Source organism: Cyclobacteriaceae bacterium (genome assembly GCA_025808415.1).
GTDB lineage: Bacteria > Bacteroidota > Bacteroidia > Cytophagales > Cyclobacteriaceae > UBA2336.
Map to the genome: position 1 here is coordinate 560,954 of CP075525.1, position 26,980 is coordinate 587,933.

Genomic DNA, 26,980 nt, shown 5'->3' on the forward strand with positions numbered 1-26,980 from the left:
CAACCTGTAAGATTTACGTGACAATGGCCGAAGAACTCATCATCTCCACCTCTACCGATAAGCAACAACGTTACGAAACATTGGTGCCACAACTTTCAGCGCTTGTTTCAGGTGAACCGGATGTTGTCGCCAACTTGTCGAACATTGCAGCTTCTTTAAAGCAAACCATGAATTTCTTTTGGGTTGGATTTTATCTTGTAAAAGAAAACCAACTGGTACTTGGGCCATTCCAGGGCCCAATTGCCTGTACACGAATTAATTTTGGCAAAGGTGTTTGTGGCGCTTCGTGGAAGGAAAGGAAAACTATTATTGTTCCGGATGTAGAGGCATTTCCCGGTCATATTGCCTGCAGCTCGGCCTCCAAATCAGAAATTGTATTGCCGGCTTTTAAGAACGGAGAGGTCTTTCTGGTGCTGGATGTGGACAGTGATAAACTGAATGATTTTGACGAAACAGATGCGCAGTACCTGGGTCAGGTTATGCAAATTATTGAGCGGTTGATCTGATTATTCTTCTCCATACCCCCATCTTAATGGGGTTTTAGCCCTACTGTCAAGAAAGATCTTTCCTTACGGAATTCGTTTTGTTACATTAGTGAAACCCTTAATCGGTATTGCTATGAAAAGATATATCACGGTTGTCTTTCTTTTTCTTCTTTTGAATCCAATTATTATTCTGGCGCAAATCGGGGCAAAAGCACAACAAGGTTCCGGTATTCAGGGCATCTGGACCAACAACCAGTTTGGCTATCAAATGACGTTGATGTTAAATGCCGATGGTTCCGGTGAGTTTGACGGTGAGCCTATGAAGTATACCGTGGCAGGAAATAAACTCACCTTGAATCTTTCCGGTACTTCAACCCAATACAACTTCACCCAGCAACAAAACTCTCTTACGCTTTCGGGTGGTGATATTGATGGTAGCATAGTTTTTTCTAAAGCCGGTGCAGAGAAAGCCACTACACCTTCTTCTAATCTTCCACCCACACAACAAAAAAATTCATCAGCCTCAACAACGGGCGGCTCAGCCGACATTGTGGGCGTGTGGACAGGAAATGGTGAAACCATTGAATTCAATAAGAATGGTCAGTGCATATATGCAGGCCAAACCTTAGGCTATCAACTTTCCGGTAACAACATTATACTTCAGGCGGCTCAAGGCAGTGCTTCCATGGGTTATTCATTAAGCGGAAATCAACTCACGTTAACGGTCAACGGTCAAAGCTTTACCTATTCGCGCGGTGGAACAGGTACAACTGGAACAGGCCAGGCTCAACCCGTAGCCGGCAATAAACGTGTTGCTCAGGAACTGGTAGGTAAATGGTGCTGGACCAACGTAACTTCCACCAATTCAGGTGGGAGAATTTCAGAACGTTGTATTACCTTGAATGGCGATGGCACCTATCAATACGAAGCCGAAAGTTCGATGAGTGTAAATACAAACGCCTATGCAGGTGGGACGAATTCCCAGAGCAGCGACCGTGGCACATGGTCGTATGATGGTGTTCGCATTTACTACAACTCTCAGGCAGGTCAGGGCTCCGGTTCTTATCTTTTGGAAAAACGAAATCATCCAAAGAATAATGACCCGATGATTGTATTGGATGGTGAGACCTATGTAACGTATTATCAAAAACCACGGTGGTAAACCAAATAAAATTATGACAACACGAAGACAATGGCTTAAGACGGCAGTGGCAGCCGGTGCGGGATTACCGCTCAGTTTAGCATTGGCTGACCAACTGATGGCAGCACCGGTTAGTCGGGCAGAACGACTGCATGGCATTGAACCTTTAAGGAATGGCAAACTTGTTCTGCTGGGCTCCAATGAAAATCCTTATGGCCCATCGGATAAGGCGCGCAAAGCTATTGTGGAGAGTATGAAGGAGGGGAACCGTTACGCCCATGGCGTGGCACAGGAACTTAAAAAAGTTATTGCCCAGCGTGAGGGCGTAGCGCCAGAATTTGTACTGATGGGTTGTGGCTCATCTGAATTGTTGTGCCTTACCGGCATGACGGCCGGGTTGGAGGGTGGTGCCGTGCTATCGGCCTTTCCAACGTTTCGTTTGCTCATGGACTATGCTACAAAATTCAATGCCCGTTGGGACCGGGTTGATTTGGATGCCAATATGGTACACGATCTGGAAGCGATGGCATCGGCTGTCAAGCCAGACACAAAGATCATTTTTGTGGTGAACCCGAATAACCCCACAGGAACCATTGTTGATAATGATAAATTAAGATCCTTCTGTATGGAAATGGCAAAGAAGGCAACGGTGTTTGCCGATGAAGCCTACATTGAATTCCTCGATCAACATGAAAAAAAATCGATGGTTGACCTTGTGAAGCAAGGGCACAACGTAATTGTATCGCGCACGTTTTCGAAAGTTTATGGATTGGCCGGTTTGCGTGTTGGTTACTTGATCGGACAACCGGATACACTTAAAAAAATGGCGGAGAAACAAATCTGGGGTAACAACAATCAAGCAGGTTTAGCCGCAGCAAAAGCCAGCCTTGATGACAAGGATTTTGTGACGATGACACGCAAGAAAAATACGGAAGCGCGTCAGCACCTGTTCAATTATCTTGACAGCAAAAAGTGGTCGTACGGAAAATCAATGGCTAACGTAGTTTTCTTTCCGGCACCTATAGATGGAAAAACGATTTTAGAAGAAACCGAAAAGAAAGGATATCAGATTCGGGTGTGGGATTACCAGGATAAAGAATGGTGCCGCGTAAGCATTGGCACGCTGGAGGAGATGAAAGGATTTACCAAAGCTTTTGATCAGGTTATCTCATGATGTCAGTTGTTTTGCGAAGGTTTCGTAAAACATTGCAATATGGCTTGTTAACTTTGCTCATTGTTGCGTTTGCTCATGCACTAACGTGGGGGGTAGGTAAAATCAGTTTGCTGGATTCCCTTGAACATTCCGTTTTAGATTTTGATTTTACTGATATTTATTATTCCGGTGGCTACAGACCAAGCCCGATTGACACGAATATCATATTGGTTAATATTGGCCCATTAGGCAAGAGTGCTATTGCCCGTCAAATTGAAATACTAAGTCAGTTTAATCCCAAAGTGATTGGGGTAGACGTATTTTTTTCAATAGCTACCGACTCTGCCGAGACGGCATATCTGTGGCAGGTGATTAAAAGCACACCGAATATTGTTCTGCCAAGTCGGCTCTTCTATCTGGGTGAAGATAGCCCTTCTCCCGATTCAGTTATTCTTCCATCTGATGTGGCAGGTCTGTCTGCTGATTTTACTGGCTATGCAAATCTTAATGTTCCTGATGATGATCCAGGACTTGGTACAATTCGTTCATTTATTTCTTCAGCTTATATCAAAGATAAATACCACTTTCCTTTTGCTGCAGTACTTGCAAAGAATTACGATCCATTACGTTTTGATTCCTATTTAAAGCGTAATCAGCAGAACGAACAAATTAATTTCACGGGTCACCGTTTGTTGATGTTTGAAGGCAGCATTAGCGATGCGACCTATATTACTATTGATTATCTTGATGTACTCGAAAATAATATCCATGAAAATTTGATAAGGGATAAAATCGTTTTGCTTGGGTATATGGGTAACCATCTTTATGATCAAAGCCCGGAGGATAAATTCTATTCCCCAATGAATGAGCGATTTGCGGGACGATCACTACCAGATATGTATGGGGTTGAAGTACAGGCAAACATGGCGAGCATGATCCTGTCGGGAAACTATATCAATCAATCAAAACTACTCGACAGGTTTTTGGATTTGTTCCTATTGTTAATGGCCATAATCATCTTTCGCCATCTCTTTATCAAGAGCGAGGAGGACTACTCGTTTACATCAAAGATTGTGGTTTTTGTGATGATCAATTTGATGGTGATAGTTCCTTTACTCATCTACCACTATTTTCTCTTTAAGATTGATCTGCGCTACGGCATTTTCTATTTAATCTTTGCTTCAGATTTGTTTGAGGTATTGTATCCAAAGATTAAGCGAATAAAGTTTCTTGCCGTAGCGAACTAATCAGCTAACCGACAAGCGCATTGCCGGTTGTTTCCCCAGCTCTTTCAATAACCGGGCGTGGCCTGCAAGGGCGCCTATAAATGTTGGCTCGCTTTTGTATGGGAGTCCGAATTCTTTAGCGGTTTCCTGTACAATGCCGGAAATTTTCCGGTAATGTACATGGCAGACATTCGGAAACAAGTGATGCTCAACCTGGTAGTTTAATCCGCCAACGTACCACGAAAGTATTTTATTTCGGTTAGCAAAGTTTGTGGTCGTGTGCAGTTGATGAATGGCCCACGTGTTTTCCAACATGCCGGCTTGATCAGGTTCGGGATATTCAGTGCCTTCAATTACGTGTGCCGGTTGAAATATGATGGCCAGAATAAATCCAGCGATATAGTGCATCAGCAATACACCCAACAGAATCTGCCACCAGGCAAAGGGCAAAAGCAAAACAGGAATAACGAATATGTAGCCTACATAAAAGGCTTTAGTGCCCAATAGGATTAGCCATTCGGTAACAATATTGGCCTTTTGCTTTTTCACCAAACCATCTTTCTGGTAACGTACCAGCCGAACAAAATCTTTCACCAGCACCCAAACGATTGTCATTAATCCGTACAGGAACCAGGCATACACATGCTGAAATTTGTGCATGGGTTTCCAGTCGGAGTTAGGATGCATACGCAATACACCACGCGGACTGATGTCTTCATCGGCATCATGCACGTTGGTGTAAGTATGGTGCAAAACATTATGTTGTACTTTCCAGTTAAAGGCATTCGCCCCAACCAGATTTAAGGAATAACCTATTAAATTATTAATCCAGGCTTTGTTGGAATATGCTCCGTGGTTCGCATCATGCATGATGGACAAACCGATACCGGCTACACCAAAACCCATAACAACTACAAGCGCCAATACACCCCAGCCTATGGTTACCGCACTTGATATAATCAGAAAATAAGGAACAAAGTACAGTGCAAACATAACGCAGGTCTTCAAGACCATCTCGGTATTGGCATTCCTGCTTATACCCTGGTTTTTAAAATAGTCATTAACACGTTGGTTTAACGTAAAAAAGAAATCCTGCTGGGTGCGTGGAAATTTAATGGAGGAAGCGCGGCTCATGAAAAATGGAAAAATTACTGAAGATTAATTGTGAAAGGTAGGCAGCAAGCGGCAGATAAACGCCTGTTAGTGCCTTTTATATTTCTAAAGGCTTAAAGTGCGGCTGAATGAGCATGGGGCTTATTTAAAGTTCAGCCAGAATGGTTTTGCCGCCCGTGGTTTTTTGGCCCAGGCTTACTTTTACCGAGGCATCAAGGGGCAGGAAAATGTCGACCCGCGAACCAAATTTGATGAAGCCGAACTCCTGGCCCTGCTCCAGTTTTTGGCCTTCGTTTACATAGCATTTAATTCTTCGTGCAAGGGCACCTGCAATCTGACGAAACAACACCTCAACGCCATTGTCCATTTTTGCTACCACTGTCGTGCGTTCGTTTTCTGTACTTGATTTAGGATGCCAGGCTACCAGATATTTACCCGGGTGGTAGCGGTAATAACTGATGCTTCCACCAACGGGCATGCGGTTAACGTGCACATTAATGGGCGACATGAAAATTGATATCTGTTTGCGTTTACTTTTAAGGTACTCAGTTTCCTCAGCGTCTTCAATAACAACCACTTTGCCATCAGCAGGGGCAATAACATACCGGGGATTTTTTTCTACGGTAAAAATGGGACTTCTGAAAAATTGGAGAACCACCAGGTAGAAAACAACACACACACCGATCACGATATTGCGGGCAAGCGTTGCTTCCGGTAAAAAATAATCGAAGGCCCAGATAATGCCCACAAATAAAACCAACAATACAAATAGCAGTGTGCGTCCTTCTTTGTGAATAGTCATGATGGTGAATAGTTGTAATTAGTATTTAGAGTTTTGTGTGCATTAATGGTGCAAAATTAGTTTAAAATACCGACCCATAAAAAAGGTGGCGCCATGAAGGGTGCCACCTTTTTAGTAATGATTGCTTATTGAATCCCTACATCAATATCCTCCACGGAATTTATATGTCTTGGCTACTTTATCAATGGCAACCATATACGCAGCGATGCGCATGGATACTTTGTATTCGTTGGCGATTTTATAAACATTGTTGAAAGCATCTTTCATAATCCTGTCCGACCTGCGGTTAACCCGCTCGGCTTCCCACTTATATCCTAAGCGGTTTTGAACCCACTCGAAATAAGATACCGTAACACCACCGGCATTGGCCAAAATATCCGGCACCACAATAATTCCTTTTTCATTAATGATACTGTCAGCCTTTGATGAGGTTGGGCCATTGGCTCCTTCTACAATCAATTTTGCTTTTATGTTCGGGGCGTTGGATGCTTTAATGACATCTTCCGTTGCAGCTGGTACCAACACGTCTACCGGTAGGGTAAGGATTTCATCACCTTTAATTTTCTCAGCGCCACCAAATCCTTCAAGTGAGCCTTTATGTTGTGCGCTGTAGGTAACGGCCGCTTCAATATCAATTCCTTTTTCATTGTAATAAGCGCCACCAATATCACTCACCGCCTGAACAATGAGCCCGCGTTCGGCTAAAAGCCGTGCAGCCCATGAACCCACGTTACCAAAACCTTGTACGGCACAGGTAGCTTTATATGGATTGATTTTCATTTTTTCCATGGCCGACATGGTGGAAACCATTACTCCGCGACCTGTGGCTTCGGTTCTTCCGAGTGATCCACCCAATACCAGGGGCTTGCCGGTTACTACTGCGTTCACCGTCATACCTTGTGTTTTGGAATATTCGTCCATTAACCACGCCATTTCGCGCGGGCCCGTTCCCATGTCAGGCGCGGGGATATCACGGTCGGGCCCAAAAATGTCGATCATCGCGCTGGTGTATGCACGGGTAAGGCGTTCAATTTCACCGGCACTCATCTGGCGGGGGTTACAAGTTATGCCACCCTTTGCACCGCCATAGGGAATATCAACAACGGCACACTTCCAGGTCATCCAGGCTGCCAATGCTTTCACTTCATCCAGGTTAACGTGCGGATCATATCGGATACCACCCTTTGAAGGGCCAAGAATATTTGAGTGCACCACGCGGTAGCCTTCAAATACTTTAATGCTGCCGTCATCCATGGTTACCGGCAGGGAAACAATTACCTGGCGGGCAGGCGATTTTAAAACGTTATAAACTTCTTCTTCAAGCCCGAGTAACTGTGACGCTTCGTGAAAGCGCGACATCATTGCTTCAAACGGGTTTTCTTTGTCTTTAAGGGGAGCAGGTTCTATATATGCCATAGTTGTAAAAAGTAGCGGTAAAAGTAGGTTTTTCTAAAGCAGCACCATCTGATTTAAATCACTTAAAACAGAACGTTAAATCGGTTGCAAAGATAGGGTAAATTCCAATCCTGCCTTATGGGGTTAGAAGGAAAAAGGTATGAACGGTAAAGTGTAGCCACTCAAAAAATTTCAAGATAAGCGGCAATAAAGGGTGCCGAAATAAACAAGCCATCAAACCGGTCTAAAAAACCACCGTGCCCCGGGAGGCTATCACCGGAATCCTTTATTTCAATGCTTCTTTTTAAAAGGGATTCCACCAGGTCGCCAAAGGTTCCCCCTATAATAATCAGAAAGGAAACAATTAACCAGTTAACAATGGTAAGGCTTTGAAAGTACAGGCTTATTCCGTAGGTCATAGCAATGGCCAGGGCTGCCCCGCCCCAAAACCCTTCCCACGATTTTTTGGGTGAGATACGTTCAAAGAGTTTATGCTTACCAAATAAGGTGCCGGCAAAATAGGCCCCGGTATCGCTGGCCCACAGGATTAGCAAGGCACCCAGTATTATTTCATAATTGTAATAGCCGTTTTCAAAAGCAGCATGGTTTAACAACGCGAACGGAACGGCTATATAAAAGATACCCAGAAATGTAAAGGCTATGTTGGTAAAAGGTTTTCGCTCGGTTTTTTTATAAAGCTTCACCAGGTAAACCAACGATGCCAGCGGAAAAAACAAAAGGTAGTACCGGGGAGAGATGGTATTGCGCTCAATAAAAAATGAAAGGGCAAACAAGGTTATGCCACTAAACGTACCGAGTGTTTTCAGGGGTATTAAGCCATCAAGGCCGGCCAGTTTATAAAACTCAAGTAACGAGAAAAAACAAATAACGAAAAACACCGCGAAGTAAGTCCATTCACCATAAGCCACACCTGCAATAATGGCGGCTGCTCCAATAATGGCGGTGACTAATCGTTGGGTAAGGTTGCTATAGCCGGATAAAATTTTCGTCACGGAGTAAAGGTTGATTGTTTGGTGGCGTAAAGCTTTCTGAAATAAAGCAAAAGTACAAATGTGGTAATAAGGCCGGTGATTACCCAAGGCCATGGCGCTGCTTGATCACTATCCATGTCCACGTCAATTAAACCCTGCTGATAGAGGTAGAGCATGATCAGTGTAAAGCCGTTATGGAAAAAGTGTGCGATCATGGGTATAAATAAATTGCCGGACCATAAGTATAAATAACCAAACAAAGCCCCTAACATTACCCTGGGCACAAAGCCAAAAAACTGTGTATGTATGGCGCTGAACAAAATAGCCGCAACCCAAATGGCCATGTGGGCATTGCCAGTGGCACGCTTCAGTTCATTTTGAATCAACCCGCGAAATACAAGTTCTTCCCCTATACCCGGTATTACTGCAATTACAAAAACACCGATGATCAAATCCCGTTGGGATTGAAAGTTGGTGATTGTTTTGGTGAGCCTCATTAATGCATCTTCGCGTTCGCGTGCCCACTCACCAAAGCTTTTCATGAATTCCGGAAACTGGATATTCATGTTCCACTCAATAACAGGTGTAAGCGCAACCTGAAAGCCGATGCCAATGATGACGATTAAAGGGATAAGCGCAAACCAGGGTTCCTGTAAAGTAAAAAATGGCCGCAGCGGTTTTTGTTCAAGAAATCGAATGTGTAACAACGGGAACAAAATCAATCCAACAAAGCTGGCGATGCCTTGGGTGATCATAAGGGGAATGTATACCGAGTAATCCGGATCGGAAGTAAGCGCATGCAAAAGGTCATCTCCTTCGTAAAAGGAAGAGGCAACACCAATACCCAGGGCAGGCCCGATAAGCAAAAAGCCTGTGCCTACCATAATGATGATGAACAAGAGTGATACTAAAGGATGCCTGTCGGATACGCTGGCGCTATGCATAGAATTTTACCTTCTTTTGAAGGAGCCCAAAAATCAGTAAATCCTTCCAAATACGTATTATCTTTGCGGTTTAAATAGCCTAAAACCTCTTAGTAAACCTCCAAGGTTTTTAAGACCTTGGAGGTTTAAAGATGGAGGTTTAGGGGGTTAAATTGATTATGGTCAAAATCGGCAAAATAGAACTGGGGGATTTTCCGCTGCTGCTGGCACCGATGGAGGATGTGAGCGATCCGCCCTTTCGTGCCGTGTGCAAGGAGAATGGGGCCGATTTAATGTATACGGAATTTATTTCTTCTGAAGGTTTGATCCGTGATGCCGCCAAGAGCAAACAGAAACTCGACATTTTTGAATACGAGCGGCCCATCGGCATACAACTTTTTGGCAGCGACATTGAACACATGATTCAGTCGACAGAAATTGCCACAACTGTTCAACCCGATTTAATCGACATTAACTATGGTTGTCCGGTGAAGAATGTTGCCTGCCGCGGAGCTGGTGCAGCTTTGTTACAGGATATTCCGAAGATGGTAAAGATGACGGAAGCGGTTGTAAAAGCTACTCACCTTCCGGTTACAGTAAAAACCCGTTTGGGGTGGGACGACAGCACGAAGAATATACTTGAAGTAGCCGAGCGGCTTCAGGATATTGGCATACAGGCCTTAACAGTACATGGGCGAACACGCGCACAGATGTATAAAGGTTCAGCCGACTGGACATTGATCGGAAGGCTCAAAGAAAATCCGCGACTGCAAATTCCAATTTTTGGCAATGGCGATATCGACTCACCACAAAAAGCCTTGGAATACAAAAACCGTTATGGTGTTGATGGTGTAATGATCGGCCGGGCGGCCATTGGCTACCCTTGGATATTCAACGAAATTAAACATTATGTTCAACACGGTGAACGTCCGTTGCCACCGGATATTTCGGAACGAGTTCGGGTTACCAAAAAACACCTCGAATTTTCCATCCGTTGGAAAGGGGATAAAACAGGTGTGTTGGAAATGCGCAGGCATTACACTAATTATTTCAAAGGCATCCCGGATTTCAAACCCTTTCGCATGCGCCTGGTTGAAACCCTTGACGTGCCTGAACTCTTTGCCATACTGGACGAAGTAAGCGAGGCCTATTCAGGCATTGCCACACCGGCTTAAAATAATCGCAAGAAAACAGATTTGAAATGGCTGGCTGTTTGTCAATCTTTGCACCCGGTTTACTTTATGTCCGAGTCTACAAAAGGCACTGCCGTATTTTTGCTAATTACGTGTTCCTTGATCTGGGGAACCTCGTTCATACTCATAAAGCAAGGGTTGAAAGTTTTTGATCCGGACGAAGTGGGTGCCATGCGTGTTTCAGCAGCAGCCCTGTTCTTATTGCCGGCCGCGTTGGTAAAGTTGCGCGAACTTAAATCGAGACATTTCCCAAGGCTATTGCTTTCCGGCCTTATGGGCATTTTCATTCCGGCTTTTCTTTTTTCGGTGGCACAAACCCGAATGGATAGTTCCATAGCCGGAATACTAAACACGCTTACACCAATCTTTACCATGTTAATAGGTGCCGTTATTTTTAAACAACGTTTTCGGGCCATTGCTGTAGTGGGTATCGTACTTGGCTTTGCCGGAACATTTATGCTCATGCTTTCGCGATCGGAAGGTAAAGTGGAGGGCATTAATCTTTATGCTTTGTTGATTGTAATTGCCTGCGTGTTGTACGGATCAAACCTGAACTTCATCAAGTTTAAAATTGCCGATGTTGGTTCGTTGGCCATCACCAGTGTTTCGTTGTTGCTGATTGGCCCGCTGGCGCTTACCTATCTATTTGTCTTCACCGATTTTACCGACAAGTTTTCAACGCATGAAGGGGCATGGCCGGCTTTTGGCTATATTGTGTTATTGGGTATGATGAGTACTGCCATCGCCACCTTTCTGTTTAACAGACTGGTGAAAATCAGCACACCACTTTTTGCCAGTTCAGTAACCTATGTAATGCCCATTGTGGCGGTGATGTGGGGCGTGCTGGATGGGGAGCGTTTGTACCTGGGCCATTATATCGGCATGGTTGCCATTATCGGTGGGGTTTACCTGGCCAATCGCAAGAAGTCCTAAAATTTTCCGGTTCGCCTTGAACCTTAAGTCATTACTTCTACTTTTGCGGTTTCGATAACCATCCTCATCACGTCATGTCCAATCGTAAGATTGCCCGCGCCCTTATTTCAGTTTACAACAAAGAGAACCTCGACCCGATCGTGCACCTTTTGGGTAAAGTCGGTGTAGAGTTTGTCTCTACCGGGGGCACACAACAATACATAGAAAAGCTGGGCTATCCGGTAATTCCGGTGGAAACACTCACGGGCTATCCCTCTATTTTTGGCGGCCGTGTTAAAACACTGCACCCGGCAATTTTTGGGGGCATATTGTTTAGGCGCAATGAAGCGGACGACCTTGCGGAAGCAAAAGCGCACTCCATACAGGCTATTGATTTGGTCATCGTGGATTTATATCCGTTTGAAGAAACCGTTGCAGCCGGAGGTTCGGAAGAGGAGATTATAGAGAAGATTGACATAGGTGGCATTTCACTGATTCGTGGTGCGGCAAAAAATTTCAAGGATGTGCTCATCGTTTCTTCCCGCAAGCAATATGCACAAGTATTACAGTTGCTCGAATCAAAAAACTGTTCATCCGACCTGGCTGATCGAAAAACTTTTGCGGCCATGGCATTTGATGTCACCTCGCATTACGACTCAGCGATTTTTAATTATTTCAAACAGGATCTAACAATTTCTTCTTTTAAGAAAAGCGTTCAGCAGGGCAGAGCGCTCCGGTATGGTGAGAACCCCCATCAACATGGAACGTTTTTCGGAAACCTGGAGGAATTATTCGAACAGCTTCATGGTAAAGAATTATCCTACAACAACCTTGTAGATGTTGATGCTGCTGTGAACTTGCTGCAGGAATTTGAAAATGAAACCGCTTTTGTCATTATTAAACATACCAACGCTTGTGGTGCAGCAACAGATACCACGGTTAAGGGCGCCTACCTGAAAGCTTTTCAGGCCGATACCGTTTCAGCCTTTGGTGGTGTGTTGGCAACCAATAAGCCGGTTGATTTGGAAGCTGCTGAAGAATTAAATAAACTGTTTTTCGAAATACTGATTGCCCCGGCTTACCATAATGATGCACTTACCCTGCTCAAATCAAAGAAGAACAGAATGCTATTGCTGCAAAAGCAACCCCTTTCTGAAAAGACACAATTCAAAAGTTTGCTCAATGGCGTAATTGAGCAAGATGCCGACCGCAAAACAGATTCCGAATCAGATTTGCAAGTAGTAACAACCGTTGCCCCTTCACCCGACCAGGTAAAGGCTTTATTGTTTGCCAGCAAAATTGCCAAGCATACCAAATCGAACACCATTGTGCTGGCGGTGAATGGCCAGTTATTGGCGAGCGGTGTCGGGCAGACATCACGTGTTGATGCGCTCAAGCAAGCCATTGAAAAGGCCAAAGCTTTTGGATTTAACCTTAGCGGAGCGGTTATGGCATCCGATGCTTTTTTCCCTTTTCCGGATTGTGTAGAGATTGCCTATGGGCAGGGTATTAAAGCTGTCATTCAGCCTGGCGGTTCAGTACGCGATCAGGATTCGATCGACTATTGTAATGCCCATGGTATGGCAATGACCTTCACGGGCATCCGTCACTTTAAGCATTGATCGGCAAAATCACGAAAAAGCAGTTAAAATATTACTGCAAGGGGGCACCCAATGAATATTTTGGTAAATTCAAACCTTAATCCATAAACCAATTTTTTAAACCGATACATGGGCTTTTTTGATTTTTTCACCAGCGACATTGCTATAGACCTTGGCACAGCAAACACTCTTATTATCTACAAAGACAAAATCGTGGTGGACGAACCATCCATAATTGCCTTGGACAAAGCTACCAGCAAGGTACTCGCCATTGGCCGGGAGGCCATGCAGATGCATGAAAAGACTCACGATCATATAAAAACCATACGCCCCTTAAAAGAAGGAGTGATTGCCGACTTCCAGGCGGCCGAGTTGATGATCCGCGGATTGATCAAGATGATCGACACAGGTAAGCGTTTATTCCCGCCATCCTACCGCATGGTAATCTGCATTCCATCGGGCATTACAGAGGTTGAGAAACGAGCTGTGCGCGATAGTGCCGAACATGCCGGTGCCAAAGAGGTGTACATGATTTACGAGCCAATCTCCGCAGCTATTGGTACAGGCATTGACATTGAACAGCCAATCGGCAATATGATTGTGGACATTGGCGGAGGAACTACGGATATTGCCGTAATAGCCCTTTCCGGTATTGTATGCGATCAGTCCATTCGTGTTGCAGGTGATACCTTTAACCGCGACATACTCGATTACATGAGGCGTCAGCACAACCTGCTGATTGGTGAGCGCTCGGCCGAGCGGATAAAGATTGAGGCCGGCTCGGCATTGACCGAGCTGGATGACGGCCCGGATGACTACGAAGTTCGTGGCCGGGATTTAATGACCGGCATACCCAAGACTATTAAGATCTCCTATTCCGAAGTTGCCTTTGCGTTGGACAAGTCGGTATCAAAACTTGAGGAGGCCGTGTTGAAGGCGCTGGAGACATCTCCTCCGGAACTATCAGCCGATATTTATGAGCGTGGCATTTACCTTACGGGTGGAGGTGCACTGCTTCGGGGATTGGATAAGCGACTTGCCCTTAAAACCAAATTGCCCATACATGTGGCAGAAGATCCACTGCGTGCCGTGGTGCGCGGAACCGGGGCTGCACTTAAAAACCTGCATCAATATCGCGCGGTGTTGATGACATGATTCCATGGAGCGGATATTTTTATTTCTCTATCAATATCGCGCCTTCTTTACTTTCCTTTTGTTGGAATTGTTCTGTGCCTGGTTAATTATCCAAAACAATCAATACCAGGGAGCCCGTTTTTTCAATTCATCGAATAGTTTTGTGGGCGGGGTGAACAATTTTTCGCAAACCATGCGCGATTATTTTTCGCTGCGTGAGGTAAACAAGGAGTTGGCCGAAGAAAATGCCCGTTTGCGAAAGGAAGTGGAGCAACAAAACCAACTTCGTGCAACAGGAACAAACCAACACGATTCTGCCAGTAGGTTCGATTTTGAAAGTGCCAAGGTGGTCAATAACTCTACCGATCGTTACACAAATTTTATAACCATTAACAAAGGGAGCCGTGATGGCATTGCTTCGGGCATGGCCGTAATAAGCCCCAACGGTGTTGTGGGTAAGGTTAAAATGACCTCCGGTCATTTTAGTGTAGTAACTTCGCTCTTGAATATTAACCTGCGTATTTCGGGCTTGCTTAAACGCACCGGGCATTTTGGCACTGTACAGTGGGACGGGCGCGATCCACAGGTAGTTGAATTTGAGTTTATTCCCCGGCATGTGCGTGTGACGGTTGGCGATACCGTAGTTACATCAGGTTACAGCGGGGTTTTTCCGGAAGGCATAATGATTGGCACGGTCGAAAAAATAGAGTTGCGTGAAGAAGCACCATTTTATGAGTTGCGGGTACGCCTGGCGCAGGATTTCCGCAAACTATCCTTTGTATCGGTAGTGAAAAGCAACCTGCTGCATGAACTTGATTCACTTGAACTTCAAATTCCCGACATGAAGCGATGAGCAGATCAATTGTTGTACAAGTACTGGTATTCTTCGTTTACCTGTTTTTCCAGGTAATCATTCTCAAGAATGCCGTGATGTTTCATGTAGCGTTTTGCTTCTTGTACGTAGGTTATTTGTTGCTCATGCCGGTTGAAACCAACCCGCTCATCCTGCTGGCCCTGGGTTTTGTTATGGGTTTTTCCGTTGATGTATTTTATGACAGTCTCGGGCTGCACGCCTTGGCCAGTGTGCTGCTGATGTACGTGCGTAATTATTGGCTGGCTGGTTTAACACCCCAGGGTGGGTATGATGCCAATGCCCTGCCCAGTGTGGCCAACAATGGTGTTCAATGGTTTATAACCTATGCGCTTCCCCTTATCTTCCTCCATCATGCTGTATTATTTTATACAGAAGCCGGTGGGTTTGATTATTTTTGGCATACCCTTATTAAAGTTATTACCAGTACGGCCTACACCTTACTGGTGATGCTGATTGTAGAGTACGTCTTTCCCGGAAGAAGCTCATGAATGAAGGAAGGAAAGAGATATTGCAAGTTGTTATTGTACTTACCGGAATAGTATTTCTGGGTAAGCTTTTTTTTATCCAGTTGTTGGATGACCGGTACGCTCAATTAGCCGACAGCAACTCGATCATGAAAAATATTGAGTACCCGTTTCGCGGTTTGATTTACGACCGAAACGGGAACTTGTTGGTTTACAACTCACCCGAATATGACCTGCTTATTGTAAAGCGGGAAGTATCCAGCCTGGATTCAGCGCGTTTTTGTGAGGTGTTTGACATGACACAACACGAGTTGAATGTAAAGTTTAAAGAGTTGCGTGCCCGCAAGGAATACTCCCCTTATAAGCCTACCGTTTTTATTAAGCAACTGTCAAATTACGATTTTGCCAAAATACAGGAACACCTGGATGAGTTTAAGGGATTTTACATTCAACCGCGGACCTCACGCGCTTATGCAACGCGTTCGCTCGCAAATGCCGTTGGGTACGTCAGCGAAATCAGCAAACCGCAGCTTGACCGCGACTCATCAAAACTTTACAGGCAGGGGGATTACATCGGGCAAAGTGGCATTGAATCCTATTATGAAACTTTTCTTCGCGGCCAGCGGGGTATTCAGTACAAATTGCGAAACGTAAAAGGTATCGAAAAGGGTTCTTTTAAAGATGGTGCGTATGATACATTATCCATTCCTGGAAAAAACCTGATCACCTCAATTGACCTGAAACTTCAGGAATATGGTGAATACCTGCTGTATGGTAAAGTGGGAAGTATTGTGGCGCTTGAGCCTTCAACCGGTGAAGTGCTCGCGATGGTTTCGGGCCCTTCGTACGATCCCTCCATGCTTACCGGAAAAAAGTTTAGCGCCAACTTTGTGTTGGTCAGCAGTGATACCACCAAGCCCTTGTTTAACAGGCCGCTTATGGCCATGTACCCGCCCGGATCTATTTTTAAGATTGTTCAATCACTGATCGGGTTACAGGAAGGCGTGCTGACCTACGACACTCGTTTTCCATGCGATCGGTCCCTTGTAAACTGTCATAACCATCCAAACCCAACCAATTTGCATGGGGCCATTCAATATTCCTGCAATCCATATTTTCATCAATCCTTTCGCAGGATCATTAATCAAAATAAATCGCCCAATACATTTATTGATTCACGCATAGGCCTGGACAATTGGCGCGCATATGTGAAGCGCTTTGGTTTAGGTGAACCCCTGGGTGTTGATTTGCCCAGCGAAAAAGGAGGACAAATGCCTACCAGCAATTTGTACAACCGGATTTATGGCGAGGGAAGGTGGAAATTTTCTACAATCTACTCACTCAGTATAGGGCAAGGCGAAATGCTGGTAACACCCCTGCAAATGGCAAACATTGCGGCCATTATGGCGAACAAGGGTTACTTCTACACACCACACCTGGTAAAAGCTATTGACGGTGCTGAAATGGATCCACGGTACACCTTACGCCACGAAACCGGCATTGATTCGGCTTACTTTTCGTTTGTTCAGGATGCCATGAGCGATGCTATTTACGGTACCGCACAGCGTGCGATCATTCCTGGTATTGCATTGTGTGGAAAAACAGGAACAGCGCAGAACCCGCATGGATACGATCACTCCGTGTTCATGGCTTTTGCCCCCAAAGAAGATCCGAAAATTGCTATTGCCGTGTATGTTGAAAACGCAGGCTGGGGTGGGCGCTCGGCTGCATCTATCGCCAGTTTAATGATTGAAAAATATTTAACCGGTGAAGTGAAGCGAAAACCGTTGGAAGCTTATGTATTGAAAGGAGATTTTCTTGATCCTGTTGTTCGGGCCACTCCAACGGCACAACCGGTAAAAGTTAACATGGATATGGAATGAGAAGGGAAGAAGCCATATCGAATAAAATGGATTGGGTTACCGTGTTGATTTACATGGTAATGGTAATGCTGGGCTGGTTTAATATTTTTGCAGCCGTTTATGATGAAACGGCACACCAAAGCATCTTTGATCTTTCTTTGAACTCCGGAAGGCAATTGATTTTTATTGCAGCCTCGGCTATTATAATACTGGCCATACTTATTGTTGACATGCGCTTTTACGAGGCTGCTGCTTACCTGATTTACGGCTCAATACTTTTTTTGTTGATTTTGGTTCCGGTAGTGGGTAAGGAAGTAGGCGGAAACAAAGCCTGGCTTGGTATCGGTTCGTTCGGGGTTCAACCATCGGAGTTTGCCAAGTTTGCCACCGCTTTGGCCGTGGCGAAGTTTATCGGCACGGTGGGCTTCAGGATGGACAGGTTACGCAATCAAATTATCCTGTTTATAATGATTGGAGTGCCCATGGCCCTGATCTTACTGCAAAAGGACACCGGAACCGCATTGGTGTTTACCGTGTTTGTAATTGTATTTTTCAGGGAAGGGATGTCGCCCTTCCTGATTTTGGTGGGTTTGGCCGCTGCTGTAATTTTTATACTTACCCTGCTCATCGAAAATGAATTCTATCTATACGCAGGGATGGCGGTTATTTTAGGGGTAACCATTTTGTTGGGCCGTAAAAGTTTTAAACGGATTGCCTTACTTTCCATCGGGGCCTTACTCATTGTGGGGGTAATTGAAAGTGTTGACTACATCATTACCGATGTATTAAAGCCGCACCAGCAAAACCGGGTTAAAGCGTTGATCAATCCGGAGGCCGATCCCTTAGGATACGGCTGGAACGTGACCCAATCAAAAATTGCTATTGGCAGTGGGGGTTTTACGGGTAAAGGATTTTTAAAGGGCACACAAACCAAGTTTGATTTTGTTCCCGAGCAAAGTACCGATTTTATTTTTTGCACGATAGGTGAGGAACATGGATGGATGGGCAGCCTGGTGGTTATTGTATTGTTTGTTGCGCTTCTTTTACGGGTGATTTTTTTGGCCGAGCGCCAGAAGAGCCGGTTTGCACGGGTCTATGGCTATAGTGTGGCCAGTATTTTCTTCTTTCATTTTGCCGTGAACATCGGCATGACTATCGGGTTGTTTCCGGTTATTGGTATACCCCTGCCGTTTTTCAGCTATGGTGGTTCATCGCTGTGGAGCTTTACTATTTTGTTGTTTATCCTGCTCAAGTTGGATGCCCACCGTAGCCAAATGCTGCAGCGACTCTAAGCCTGTGGGGTGTTATAGGGAGGGGGCAGGTATCCAGTTCTTATTACGTCTTCATCGTTAATGGCAAGTTTCGATTTGATGTCGAAACATTGTTCCTTCAAATCATTTTCAGTAAACCGGTTGCTAACATCAATGGCCTCAATTTCAATAAACTGCTGCCCGTCATCCATTTTATCCAAATGGATTTTTACATTTTCAAGCCAGTAAATTTTTCTTTGCTTCTCAACTTTACCAATAATGTTTCTGCTTTCTTTTAAGGATTCTATTTCCTCAACGGAGGGATTTTTTTCATAGCGATAAACAATGGTTTTCTCAATTCCGTTTTCGGGTATCCGCTCGTAATGCGTGATTAAATTTTCAATTGTGCCTTGCCTTAATTTTAGTTTTCCCTTTGCAACCTGAAAATAGTAGTCGGTTTGTTTGTCGGTACCAACAAACAAGGCATTCAACCGGGATAATTCATCTTCAATAGCATTGAAACTATTGAGTTTGGCTTTTAGCGTATAATCTTTATACCCATGCATGCACGGGGGATCAACTGAATCGTTTTTCCACCATCTCCATAAATTCGTGAAATTCCTCACTTTCACGGTCCCATTCGTCATACATTTTTTCCATGTACTTAAGGGCAGCCGGCATATCGCTTAAGCGGTCCAGGTCGTCAATGGCCTTGCTGAACAATTCAAAATCGCCATGAAAGAGCACCTTCGTAAACATGAATTTCTGGTTAATGGTGAGCCGGTCTTTAATGCGATCAATCTTCCTGAAGTTATCGGCCAGGGTTGGTTTAGGTTCTTGTGCCAACGAATCATGCAGGGTGGATTTTTCAGCTTTGTCCGGCTTAGGTGTTGACGGTATGGCCGGTGGCGGTGGCTCAGGCTTTTTTACGTATAGTTTCTCCGGGTCAAGCGGTTCAACGGCACTAAACCGCGTTATAAATGAATCAACATCTTCAGGGGTAAAATTCACTTCCTCCAGTATGTGATCAAGCATGGCAAAGGCTTCATTGCCGGATAGTTCATTTATTTTTTTCTCTTCAAAATGCTCCAGTAGTTTTTCAAGCGGTGCTTTATTAATACGCAGGTATTTTATGTCTTCTTTAAAGCTGTCGACCACAATTTTATTATGAGGTCCTGACACCATCATGGAGAAATAGTCGTACGGATTGAAGATCACCAACAAGGTTTGGCTGACTGCTTTTTTTAGCAAGGGTGCAAAATGTGCCTGATCGATCGAAATGTTTTTCGACAGCACATTCATAAAAGTTTCAAGGGCTTCTTTTACATCGGGTTTATCGTAATCAAAAAATGGGCTCTTTAGTTTCTTTATCTCTTCTTTCCAGGTTTTGAATAATTCACGGACAATAAAAAGGTTTACCTGTTGGATATCGGAGAACACCAATACCTCTTGGCCGGTAATCCTGTTTTTAACGGCAAAAAACTTCTTCAGCATTTTATCCGCATAGGCATCGCTGTATAAGGCAATGGCTTCTAGGCTGATCTTTTCATCCATAGTGGTTGGTAATCAATTATTGGTGTATACTTGTTAGCTGTAAAAATAATGTTTACGGCTATTCTCTTGAACGCAAGATGGCAAGAATTGTGATACAGAATCTCGGAAAATCATTTGAAACAGCAGATTTCTCAAAACCCTTGCTTTCGCTTATACACGAGCAGGGACTTGATTGGATGCATGCTTGCGGAGGAAAGGGAAGGTGTACCACCTGCAAGGCGATTATCATTGAGGGGGAGGACAGCCTGATGCCGTTAACCCCGGCAGAACTAAGGTTTGAAAAGCAAGGACTGCTACGGCCCCATGAGCGTTTGGCGTGTCAGGTAAAACTCAAAGGAGATATAATTATAAATGTTTCGGAGGCCGGCAAATTTCCGCATGTCCACTATTTGCCTTAAGGGGAATAGCTATGGAGTATCGGCTGTGTACTATTAACTTGCACCTATGTTTATTGAACCACACTTAGGTAAAAAGGAGCCCCACGGCCGAACCGGTTGGGTTGAGGTGATTTGTGGCTGCATGTTCTCAGGAAAAACAGAAGAGCTTATACGCAGGCTTAACCGGGCCCTTATTGCCAAGCAGAAAGTAGAAATTTTTAAGCCTGTAACCGATAAGCGGTACCATGAACAAAATATTGTATCGCATAATGAAAACGTTATTCGCTCAACACCGGTAAACTTTGCCAGTGATATTTTATTACTGGCCGGTGATTGTGATGTGGTAGGGATTGACGAAGCCCAGTTTTTTGACGATGCCATTATTGAGGTTTGCAACACGTTGGCCAATGGCGGCAAGCGCGTAATTGTGGCCGGGCTGGATATGGATTTTGAAGGTAAACCTTTTGGCCCCATGCCGTACTTGCTGGCCATTGCAGAATTTGTAACCAAAGTTCATGCGATTTGCGCACGAACCGGTGAACTCGCTTCGTTCTCTTACCGATTATCCCAAAATAATGAGCAGGTAATGCTGGGTGAGAAAGCAGAATACGAAGCCCGAAGCCGCAGGAGTTTTGTGGAGGGGATGAAAAGGCGAAATATGATTGATGAGTAAATTCTTCTACTTCTTATGGGTTGTTTTTATGATAGTCCATGGGCCATCGACTGTGGGCTATTGTTACGCACAAGAAATTCCAACGGGTGCCTGGCGTACCCATAATTCGTATAACGCCATACATGCCGTTGCCCTTAGCGCAAGTAAAGTTTATGCGGCATCTTCAAACGGCATTGTGGTTGTACATGCCGATAACAGCCTTTCAACCCTCACAAAAATGGATGGTTTAAGCGGCACTGACATCACTTCCATGGCGTTCGATCAACCAAGCAGTCAATTGCTCATTAGCTATGCCGATGGTATGTTGGATATCGTGCGTGCTTCAGAAATAATCTCTTTCAGCAGCCTGAAAAGCTCCTCAACTATACCGGGCTCGAAAAAGATCAACCATGTTTATGTGTCGGGTGGGCTTGCCTTTTTATCGGCCGATTATGGTATGGTCGTTTTTGATTTAAACCAACTGCAAGTAAAAGAAACCTGGCGCGACCTTGGCCCCGCAGGACAATTATTGGCCATCCGGCAATCGACTATTCTCGGTGATAGTATTTTTCTAGCCACGCAAAATGGTGTGCTGGCCGGCTTACTAACGGATAACCTACTTGACTTTGCCAATTGGAAAAGATTTAACCCGGGTGCCTTCAATTCCAGTGTAAAATCAATTGCTGCTTTTAATGGGAAAGTTTATGCCGCCATTGATGGGGCTGGTTTATATGCGAGGGAAAACGGCATATGGACTCTCGCCTACTTTCCGGGCTCAGGCTTTGGCGCTTTAACGACTACTAACAATTTGTTTATCACAGAAGGCAATAACCTGTGGTCGCTAAATCCTTCCGGAACGCTTACACAAATCCAGCATGAAAAAATTCAAAAGCCAGTGTATGCCCTCCAGGACGGCTCGGGAAAGTTTTGGATCGGTGATTTGCGAAATGGCCTGGTCTCCGATAAGGCCGGAAGTTTTCAGTCGTATATACCGAACGGCCCCACATTTTCTGGTGCCTTTCGGTTGGCTTTGAGCCCCTCCAATCAAGTTTTCGCTACAGCTGGAGGATATACGGTTAACTTTTTGCCGGCTGATAAAAATGAAGAAGTAAATGTATTTGCATCGGGCATGTGGAGTACTGCTGCTTCGCTGATCACCACCGATGTTACCGATGTTGACTTTAAGCCTGGTAAAATTTTTGCTTCATCTTTTGGTGGCGGACTTCAGGTAATCGATAACGGATCAAGTACAATTTACAACAACGGTAACAGTCCGCTTTCAACCAATAGAATCACGGCTATCGCCTCATCGCCAGATGGCCTTTGGGTAACCAATTATGGTTCTGCTTCATCGTTGCACTTATTAAAAAACGATAACACCTGGCAATCTTTTTCGTTTCCGGTGGTTGCAGCGCAATTCCCAACAGAACTTTTAATTGATCGGATTGGCCAGGTTTGGATGGTACTCAACCCTACGCAAGGCGGTGGCATATTGGTTTACAACCGCGAAAGAGCCCAACATGTTTACCTGAATGAAGTGGCCGGATCAGGCGCTTTGCCCAGCCGGTCGGTATTTTCAATTGCCAATGACCGCGAAGGCCAGGTGTGGGTAGGTACCAATGCCGGTGTTGCTTACTTTCCAAACCCTGCCCAGGTTTTTTCCGGAACTGTAAATTCTGCCAAACCTGTTTTTGAGGGTCGTTTTTTATTGCGTGATGAAACAGTAACGGCAATAGCGGTGGATGGCGGAAACCGAAAATGGATGGGTACACAGCGGGGGCTATGGTTGTTTGATCCGTTTGGTGAAAAACAGATTTTGAATTTTAATACCGCCAACAGCCCTCTGCTATCCGATCGGATTGTGGATATTGAAATCCAACCGATAACCGGTGAAGTATTTTTTGCAACCGATAAAGGTATTGCATCTTACCGTTCAGATGCTACGGTGAGTAAACCAACGTTCGACCTGGTGAAAATTTTCCCAAACCCGGTTACTGCTGAATTTACAGGCCAGGTTAGTATTTCGGGGTTGGCCACTGATGCCCGGGTGAAAATTACCGACATTGCCGGTAAGTTGATTTGGGAAACCATGGCCAGTGGCGGCACGGCCACGTGGCATGTTCGCGATTACAACGGCAAACGTGCAGCCACGGGTATGTACCTGGTAATCGCTATTTCACAAGACGGCTCCAATAGTGTGATCGGTAAGATTGCAGTAGTAAACTAATCCACCAAATAGTGGAGCAATTTGATTCTACCTTTGCATCATGCTCAATAAAACCCGAGGTATAGTTTTTCGCTTTACCAAGTTTGGCGACACTTCCATTATTGTAAATGTGTTTACCGAACAGTTCGGCCTGCAGGGTTATATCGTTAATGGCGTCCGAACATCATCGGCCAAAGGAAAAATAGCACTTTACCAGCCACTTACCCTATTGGATATGGTGGTGTACCACAAAGAAAATGCGCAGGTAAAGCGTATGAAAGAAGTGAAATGCCTGCACCAGTACCGCACCTTGCACGCTGATGTAAAAAAATCGGCCATTGCCATGTTTTTGGCTGAACTGCTGAACAGGGCTGTAAAAGATGAAAGCCATGCACACGAATTATATGACTTTATATCCCACACATTGATCGGGCTGGACGATGCTGAGAAGGATTTTGAAAATTTTCACCTGGTTTTTATGGTGAAGCTAAGCCGGTTACTCGGGTTTGGTGCCCACGATGTGCAGGAGGTGATCGGTCGAAGGATGGTTGACAGCACGTTGGAAGATTTGTTGACTGAACTTTTAGCAGCCGACTTTAACACTAATCTTTTCTTAACCGTGTTGCAGCGCAGAAATTTGCTGGATGTATTGCTGAACTTCTATAAAGATCACCTGGATTCGCCAGCGGAGTTTAAGTCCATTCCCGTTTTAAAGGAAATATTCGCGTAATTTGCCTTACCTGAAATCTAAAATAATTATGAAAGCATTGGTTTGTGAAGATGATAAGGTTGTGTTAAAGGTAATTGAAGTGGCCATGGCCGAAGAAGGGATTAAGGCGACTTTGGTTAACAATGGTCAAAAAGCATTGGACTTGCTGGCGCAAAACGATTATGATTTAATCGTTACCGATATTCATATGCCGTATGTAAATGGTGATGCCGTGTTGGATTTCGTGCATAAGGGGCAAGGCAAAAAGACACCCGTTATTATGATCTCGTCTGATAGCCAGGAGGAGGTTGTGACCATGGCACTAAACTCAGGCGTTCATGCCTTTGTTTCCAAACCTGTTAGTGTTGAGCGTTTGCGAAAAGTTATCCGTGAGGTAAGGGGTTAGCCACCGGGTCGATTTCCAGTTTAAACCCAACCCCGTGATAATTCACAATCTGAACGGAGGGGTCATCTTTTAAATATTTACGCAGCTTGGAGATAAACACATCCATGCTGCGACCTAAAAAGTAATCATCATCGCCCCATACCGCTTTAAGGATCTCATCGCGTTTCAGTACACGGTCGCGGTGCATGAATAACAGCCTGAGCACTTCCGCTTCACGCGATGTGAGCGTGCGTTCACCCACGTGGTTTTTCAATTTGAAGTTGGCATAATCAAAAAGATAAATGCCCAGGGAAATGGTTTTTTCCGGTGCGGTTGCTGCTTTCGCACGTTTAAGGAATACCTCTACCCGGCAAAACAGTTCTTCGAGGCTAAAGGGTTTGGTAATGTAGTCATCGGCACCGGTGTTAAAGCCCTCCAGTTTGTCTTCTGTCATGGTTTTGGCTGTAAGAAACAGAATGGGAACATCGCGATCGTGCTCACGTATGGCGCGTGCCAGGCTGAACCCATCTTTTTTAGGCATCATCACATCCAGAATGCAAAGCTGGAATTTTTGTTCATGAAAAAATTTCAATCCCTCTTCGCCATCACGCCCCAAGGTTACAGCGTAGCCTTTGGTGCCCAGGTTATCCTGAATAACGAACCCCAGGTTCGGATCGTCTTCAACAACAAGTATGGAGGGTTTACTCATGTGGTTGGTAATAATATGGTGAATGCGCAGCCATTTCCGGGCTCACTGGTCACGGTAATCCTTCCACGATGGGCCTCTACAATTTGTTTCACATAATGCAGGCCGAGGCCGAAACCTTTTACATCGTGCACGTTTCCGGTAGGCACACGATAAAATTTCTGGAAAATCCTTCGTTTGTTTTCATCGCTTATACCAATGCCATTATCCTCAACGGTTAGGGAAAGTACTTCTCCTTTCAATTCGGTTCGTATGGTTATGGAAGGTTTATCAGTACAATACTTAATGGCGTTATCAAGCAAATTAAAAATTACATTGGTAAGGTGATGCTTGTCGGCTTGAAGGTTAGCGGAGACAGCCGATAAGTTCAACTGGATTGAACCCTGTTTTTCCCGTAATGCAAGGCCGATGCTCTGGACTACTTCCTGTATAAGCTCGTGCAGGTTAACTACCTCTTTCTTTAGTCCAACATCTTCTTTGTCCAGTTTAGCCATTTGCAACACACGTTCAACGTGCTGCTTCAGGCGTCTATTTTCATTTTCAATGATGGTAGCATACTGCAATAAGCGCTCGGGTTGTTGGATGATGTTGGTGTCCTTCAACACTTCGGTAGAAACGGCAATGGTTGAGATGGGTGTTTTGAATTCGTGCGTCATGTTGTTGATAAAGTCTTTCTGTATTTCAGAAAGACGTTTCTGTTTGAGGATCACAAATAAGGTATATCCGAAAAACACGATCACGATCAGTAGCACAGCCGTTGAAAACGACCAAATACCCATTTGGTTTAGTATCTGCGCTTCGCGGTTCGGGAAATGAACCCCAAAATAATAACCGGCATCGGCCCACTTGGGCAGGTTTGGATTTTGTTCACGTTTGCTGGCCTTGTCGCTTAGTTTAACATAATTGCCGTAAACCATTTTTTCATGTGTGCAATCGTATATGCCGTATTCAAAGTCGGCCTGTATGTTTCGCCTTTCAAATTCCGAGCGCAGCAGAAACTCCAGCAGGCTTGCATCAATTTCACTGTTTACCATTACCACATAGTAATTGGTAGAAATTTGTTTTACCGGGTTGTTGGCGGGCGAAGGTGTGTTGTTCAAGGAAAAGATTTGTGTGGCTACATTAATTAATGCCGTATTCACTTGCCGGTCAAACTCTGCTTCTTTTAAACCGAAGGCACGCTTAACCCAATAAACCTGGGTAACCGAAATGCCCAGAATGCTAATGGTAGCCAGCACAACAATAAGCCTGATGGTGGAACTTTTCACATGTTAAAAGTACAAGGAAAATTTGCCAGGAAACAGGGTTTAACAAGTCGTTAACATTTTTTGGCAACTTGTTAACACATGGTTTTGAAAGGAATGCCGTGGTTTGAGGCATCGATCGAGTAGTTAAATGTTTCAACTAAACCAATTAAGTCCAATGAAAAAAACTATGATTTTAATGCTGGCCACCATAGTAGCAGTGGTTGCCGTAGCCCAACAACTGGCTGTAGTAACCAGCCCATTACCGGCAACAACAGCCGATGCAGCTTTTGCCTGGAATGAAACCCTTTATGATTTCGGTAAGATCAAATTGAATGAACCGGTAGCCCACACGTTCACCTTCACCAATTCCGGAGATGAACCGCTGCTAATTGCAACCGTTCAGGCCTCGTGTGGTTGCACTGTTACAGAGTATACCAAAGACCCGATTCCGTCCGGAGGAAAAGGTTTTGTTAAGGCTACCTACAACGCAGCTAAGGCTGGTGTGTTTTCCAAAACGGTAACCGTTACAGCAAACACCTCTGAAAGTACAGTGTTGCTCACTATTAAAGGTGAAGTGATGGAGTGATTTTTTCATCCGGTATTTTTCTGAGTCATCGCGGCCTT

At 44.7% G+C, this 26,980-nt stretch carries 27 protein-coding genes; 18 read left to right on the forward strand and 9 right to left on the reverse strand.

The genetic code is table 11. The features are described from left to right. Positions 1–23: 23 nt before the first annotated feature. The 4 genes from KIT51_02590 to KIT51_02605 all read left to right on the forward strand — a co-directional run bounded on the left by KIT51_02590 (position 24) and on the right by KIT51_02605 (position 4,026). Positions 24–506 carry a GAF domain-containing protein gene (locus KIT51_02590; GenBank protein UYN87182.1) on the forward strand — a complete coding sequence of 161 codons (483 nt, stop codon included), beginning with the start codon at positions 24–26 and terminating at the stop codon, positions 504–506. Between the two features lie 112 nt (positions 507–618). Continuing rightward, on the forward strand, positions 619–1,647 hold the full coding sequence (locus tag KIT51_02595) for a hypothetical protein (protein ID UYN87183.1): 1,029 nt from the start codon (positions 619–621) through the stop codon (positions 1,645–1,647). 13 nt (positions 1,648–1,660) lie between these two features. Then, entirely contained in the window at positions 1,661–2,800 is a 1,140-nt protein-coding gene (locus KIT51_02600; protein ID UYN87184.1) for a histidinol-phosphate aminotransferase family protein, read from the forward strand. Next, positions 2,797–4,026, forward strand: a complete 1,230-nt coding sequence (locus tag KIT51_02605; protein UYN87185.1) for a CHASE2 domain-containing protein — start codon at positions 2,797–2,799, stop codon at positions 4,024–4,026. Before KIT51_02600 ends, KIT51_02605 begins: the two co-directional genes overlap by 4 nt. Here KIT51_02605 and KIT51_02610 read toward each other — a convergent pair whose 3' ends face one another. The 5 genes from KIT51_02610 to KIT51_02630 all read right to left on the reverse strand — a co-directional run bounded on the left by KIT51_02610 (position 4,027) and on the right by KIT51_02630 (position 9,206). Next, the gene (locus tag KIT51_02610; protein ID UYN87186.1) at positions 4,027–5,139 is read right to left on the reverse strand and encodes an acyl-CoA desaturase; all 1,113 of its coding nucleotides are present in this window, start codon (positions 5,137–5,139) and stop codon (positions 4,027–4,029) included. 124 nt (positions 5,140–5,263) lie between these two features. Next, entirely contained in the window at positions 5,264–5,920 is a 657-nt protein-coding gene (locus KIT51_02615) for a phosphatidylserine decarboxylase family protein (GenBank protein UYN87187.1), read from the reverse strand. Between the two features lie 141 nt (positions 5,921–6,061). Beyond that, positions 6,062–7,336 (reverse strand): Glu/Leu/Phe/Val dehydrogenase, encoded by a 1,275-nt coding sequence (locus KIT51_02620; protein UYN87188.1) that lies wholly within the window; start codon positions 7,334–7,336, stop codon positions 6,062–6,064. Positions 7,337–7,497: 161 nt separating this feature from the next. Beyond that, positions 7,498–8,421: a phosphatidate cytidylyltransferase gene (locus KIT51_02625; protein ID UYN87189.1), complete on the reverse strand. Its 924-nt coding sequence runs from the start codon at positions 8,419–8,421 to the stop codon at positions 7,498–7,500. Next, positions 8,325–9,206 (reverse strand): CPBP family intramembrane metalloprotease, encoded by an 882-nt coding sequence (locus KIT51_02630; GenBank protein ID UYN87190.1) that lies wholly within the window; start codon positions 9,204–9,206, stop codon positions 8,325–8,327. Before KIT51_02630 ends, KIT51_02625 begins: the two co-directional genes overlap by 97 nt. A 203-nt stretch (positions 9,207–9,409) precedes the next feature. Between KIT51_02630 and dusB the strand changes: the two genes are divergently transcribed. From dusB to rodA, 8 genes are all read left to right on the forward strand, one after another. Next, the gene (gene dusB / locus KIT51_02635; protein ID UYN87191.1) at positions 9,410–10,405 is read left to right on the forward strand and encodes a tRNA dihydrouridine synthase DusB; all 996 of its coding nucleotides are present in this window, start codon (positions 9,410–9,412) and stop codon (positions 10,403–10,405) included. 66 nt (positions 10,406–10,471) lie between these two features. Further along, positions 10,472–11,356 (forward strand): EamA family transporter, encoded by an 885-nt coding sequence (locus KIT51_02640; GenBank protein UYN87192.1) that lies wholly within the window; start codon positions 10,472–10,474, stop codon positions 11,354–11,356. 74 nt (positions 11,357–11,430) lie between these two features. Beyond that, the gene (purH, locus tag KIT51_02645) at positions 11,431–12,957 is read left to right on the forward strand and encodes a bifunctional phosphoribosylaminoimidazolecarboxamide formyltransferase/IMP cyclohydrolase (protein ID UYN87193.1); all 1,527 of its coding nucleotides are present in this window, start codon (positions 11,431–11,433) and stop codon (positions 12,955–12,957) included. A gap of 108 nt (positions 12,958–13,065) precedes the next feature. After that, complete coding sequence (locus KIT51_02650; GenBank protein ID UYN87194.1) at positions 13,066–14,091, forward strand: rod shape-determining protein; 1,026 nt, start codon at positions 13,066–13,068, stop codon at positions 14,089–14,091. A gap of 4 nt (positions 14,092–14,095) precedes the next feature. Beyond that, positions 14,096–14,923 (forward strand): rod shape-determining protein MreC, encoded by an 828-nt coding sequence (gene mreC / locus KIT51_02655; GenBank protein UYN87195.1) that lies wholly within the window; start codon positions 14,096–14,098, stop codon positions 14,921–14,923. A 125-nt stretch (positions 14,924–15,048) separates the two neighbouring features. Next, a complete protein-coding gene (locus tag KIT51_02660) occupies positions 15,049–15,432 on the forward strand; it encodes a Rod shape-determining protein MreD (protein UYN88479.1) in 384 nt (127 codons plus the stop codon). Beyond that, a complete protein-coding gene (locus tag KIT51_02665) occupies positions 15,429–17,291 on the forward strand; it encodes a peptidoglycan glycosyltransferase (GenBank protein UYN87196.1) in 1,863 nt (620 codons plus the stop codon). The genes KIT51_02660 and KIT51_02665 overlap by 4 nt, the downstream gene beginning before the upstream one ends. Then, the gene (rodA, locus tag KIT51_02670; GenBank protein ID UYN87197.1) at positions 17,288–18,562 is read left to right on the forward strand and encodes a rod shape-determining protein RodA; all 1,275 of its coding nucleotides are present in this window, start codon (positions 17,288–17,290) and stop codon (positions 18,560–18,562) included. The genes KIT51_02665 and rodA overlap by 4 nt, the downstream gene beginning before the upstream one ends. Here the strand turns inward: rodA and KIT51_02675 are convergent. Both KIT51_02675 and KIT51_02680 read right to left on the reverse strand, forming a co-directional pair. Then, on the reverse strand, positions 18,559–19,086 hold the full coding sequence (locus tag KIT51_02675) for a CYTH domain-containing protein (protein UYN87198.1): 528 nt from the start codon (positions 19,084–19,086) through the stop codon (positions 18,559–18,561). The genes rodA and KIT51_02675 overlap by 4 nt on opposite strands. Positions 19,087–19,096: 10 nt before the next feature. After that, on the reverse strand, positions 19,097–20,074 hold the full coding sequence (locus tag KIT51_02680) for a hypothetical protein (protein ID UYN87199.1): 978 nt from the start codon (positions 20,072–20,074) through the stop codon (positions 19,097–19,099). A 77-nt stretch (positions 20,075–20,151) separates the two neighbouring features. Between KIT51_02680 and KIT51_02685 the strand changes: the two genes are divergently transcribed. The 5 genes from KIT51_02685 to KIT51_02705 are packed head-to-tail and all read left to right on the forward strand — an operon-like array spanning position 20,152 to position 24,424. Further along, complete coding sequence (locus tag KIT51_02685; GenBank protein UYN87200.1) at positions 20,152–20,472, forward strand: (2Fe-2S)-binding protein; 321 nt, start codon at positions 20,152–20,154, stop codon at positions 20,470–20,472. Between the two features lie 46 nt (positions 20,473–20,518). Next, on the forward strand, positions 20,519–21,124 hold the full coding sequence (locus KIT51_02690; protein ID UYN87201.1) for a thymidine kinase: 606 nt from the start codon (positions 20,519–20,521) through the stop codon (positions 21,122–21,124). Continuing rightward, positions 21,117–23,330, forward strand: a complete 2,214-nt coding sequence (locus tag KIT51_02695) for a T9SS type A sorting domain-containing protein (GenBank protein ID UYN87202.1) — start codon at positions 21,117–21,119, stop codon at positions 23,328–23,330. Before KIT51_02690 ends, KIT51_02695 begins: the two co-directional genes overlap by 8 nt. 40 nt (positions 23,331–23,370) lie before the next feature. Beyond that, positions 23,371–24,039: a DNA repair protein RecO gene (recO, locus tag KIT51_02700; GenBank protein UYN87203.1), complete on the forward strand. Its 669-nt coding sequence runs from the start codon at positions 23,371–23,373 to the stop codon at positions 24,037–24,039. A 28-nt stretch (positions 24,040–24,067) separates the two neighbouring features. Next, on the forward strand, positions 24,068–24,424 hold the full coding sequence (locus tag KIT51_02705; GenBank protein UYN87204.1) for a response regulator: 357 nt from the start codon (positions 24,068–24,070) through the stop codon (positions 24,422–24,424). Here KIT51_02705 and KIT51_02710 read toward each other — a convergent pair. Both KIT51_02710 and KIT51_02715 read right to left on the reverse strand, forming a co-directional pair. Beyond that, on the reverse strand, positions 24,402–25,112 hold the full coding sequence (locus tag KIT51_02710) for a response regulator transcription factor (protein UYN87205.1): 711 nt from the start codon (positions 25,110–25,112) through the stop codon (positions 24,402–24,404). The two genes, KIT51_02705 and KIT51_02710, sit on opposite strands and share 23 nt — an antisense overlap. Beyond that, positions 25,109–26,377 carry a HAMP domain-containing histidine kinase gene (locus KIT51_02715; GenBank protein ID UYN87206.1) on the reverse strand — a complete coding sequence of 423 codons (1,269 nt, stop codon included), beginning with the start codon at positions 26,375–26,377 and terminating at the stop codon, positions 25,109–25,111. Before KIT51_02715 ends, KIT51_02710 begins: the two co-directional genes overlap by 4 nt. 154 nt (positions 26,378–26,531) lie before the next feature. Between KIT51_02715 and KIT51_02720 the strand changes: the two genes are divergently transcribed. Then, positions 26,532–26,942: a DUF1573 domain-containing protein gene (locus KIT51_02720; GenBank protein ID UYN87207.1), complete on the forward strand. Its 411-nt coding sequence runs from the start codon at positions 26,532–26,534 to the stop codon at positions 26,940–26,942. Positions 26,943–26,980 lie beyond the last annotated feature (38 nt).

Bases quoted from the DNA above. Each gene is read 5' to 3' on its own strand.
- KIT51_02615 (UYN87187.1), bottom strand. From the start codon at position 5,920: ATGACTATTCACAAAGAAGGACGCACACTGCTATTTGTATTGTTGGTT.
- KIT51_02695 (UYN87202.1), top strand. From the start codon at position 21,117: ATGAGTAAATTCTTCTACTTCTTATGGGTTGTTTTTATGATAGTCCAT.
- KIT51_02665 (UYN87196.1), top strand. From the start codon at position 15,429: ATGAATGAAGGAAGGAAAGAGATATTGCAAGTTGTTATTGTACTTACC.
- recO (UYN87203.1), top strand. From the start codon at position 23,371: ATGCTCAATAAAACCCGAGGTATAGTTTTTCGCTTTACCAAGTTTGGC.
- KIT51_02675 (UYN87198.1), bottom strand. From the start codon at position 19,086: ATGCATGGGTATAAAGATTATACGCTAAAAGCCAAACTCAATAGTTTC.
- KIT51_02710 (UYN87205.1), bottom strand. From the start codon at position 25,112: ATGAGTAAACCCTCCATACTTGTTGTTGAAGACGATCCGAACCTGGGG.
- KIT51_02705 (UYN87204.1), top strand. From the start codon at position 24,068: ATGAAAGCATTGGTTTGTGAAGATGATAAGGTTGTGTTAAAGGTAATT.
- KIT51_02620 (UYN87188.1), bottom strand. From the start codon at position 7,336: ATGGCATATATAGAACCTGCTCCCCTTAAAGACAAAGAAAACCCGTTT.
- rodA (UYN87197.1), top strand. From the start codon at position 17,288: ATGAGAAGGGAAGAAGCCATATCGAATAAAATGGATTGGGTTACCGTG.
- KIT51_02650 (UYN87194.1), top strand. From the start codon at position 13,066: ATGGGCTTTTTTGATTTTTTCACCAGCGACATTGCTATAGACCTTGGC.
- KIT51_02720 (UYN87207.1), top strand. From the start codon at position 26,532: ATGAAAAAAACTATGATTTTAATGCTGGCCACCATAGTAGCAGTGGTT.
- dusB (UYN87191.1), top strand. From the start codon at position 9,410: ATGGTCAAAATCGGCAAAATAGAACTGGGGGATTTTCCGCTGCTGCTG.
- KIT51_02590 (UYN87182.1), top strand. From the start codon at position 24: ATGGCCGAAGAACTCATCATCTCCACCTCTACCGATAAGCAACAACGT.
- mreC (UYN87195.1), top strand. From the start codon at position 14,096: ATGGAGCGGATATTTTTATTTCTCTATCAATATCGCGCCTTCTTTACT.
- KIT51_02600 (UYN87184.1), top strand. From the start codon at position 1,661: ATGACAACACGAAGACAATGGCTTAAGACGGCAGTGGCAGCCGGTGCG.
- purH (UYN87193.1), top strand. From the start codon at position 11,431: ATGTCCAATCGTAAGATTGCCCGCGCCCTTATTTCAGTTTACAACAAA.
- KIT51_02640 (UYN87192.1), top strand. From the start codon at position 10,472: ATGTCCGAGTCTACAAAAGGCACTGCCGTATTTTTGCTAATTACGTGT.
- KIT51_02680 (UYN87199.1), bottom strand. From the start codon at position 20,074: ATGGATGAAAAGATCAGCCTAGAAGCCATTGCCTTATACAGCGATGCC.
- KIT51_02625 (UYN87189.1), bottom strand. From the start codon at position 8,421: ATGGCCTTGGGTAATCACCGGCCTTATTACCACATTTGTACTTTTGCT.
- KIT51_02660 (UYN88479.1), top strand. From the start codon at position 15,049: ATGCCGGTTGAAACCAACCCGCTCATCCTGCTGGCCCTGGGTTTTGTT.
- KIT51_02685 (UYN87200.1), top strand. From the start codon at position 20,152: ATGGCAAGAATTGTGATACAGAATCTCGGAAAATCATTTGAAACAGCA.
- KIT51_02610 (UYN87186.1), bottom strand. From the start codon at position 5,139: ATGAGCCGCGCTTCCTCCATTAAATTTCCACGCACCCAGCAGGATTTC.
- KIT51_02605 (UYN87185.1), top strand. From the start codon at position 2,797: ATGATGTCAGTTGTTTTGCGAAGGTTTCGTAAAACATTGCAATATGGC.
- KIT51_02690 (UYN87201.1), top strand. From the start codon at position 20,519: ATGTTTATTGAACCACACTTAGGTAAAAAGGAGCCCCACGGCCGAACC.
- KIT51_02595 (UYN87183.1), top strand. From the start codon at position 619: ATGAAAAGATATATCACGGTTGTCTTTCTTTTTCTTCTTTTGAATCCA.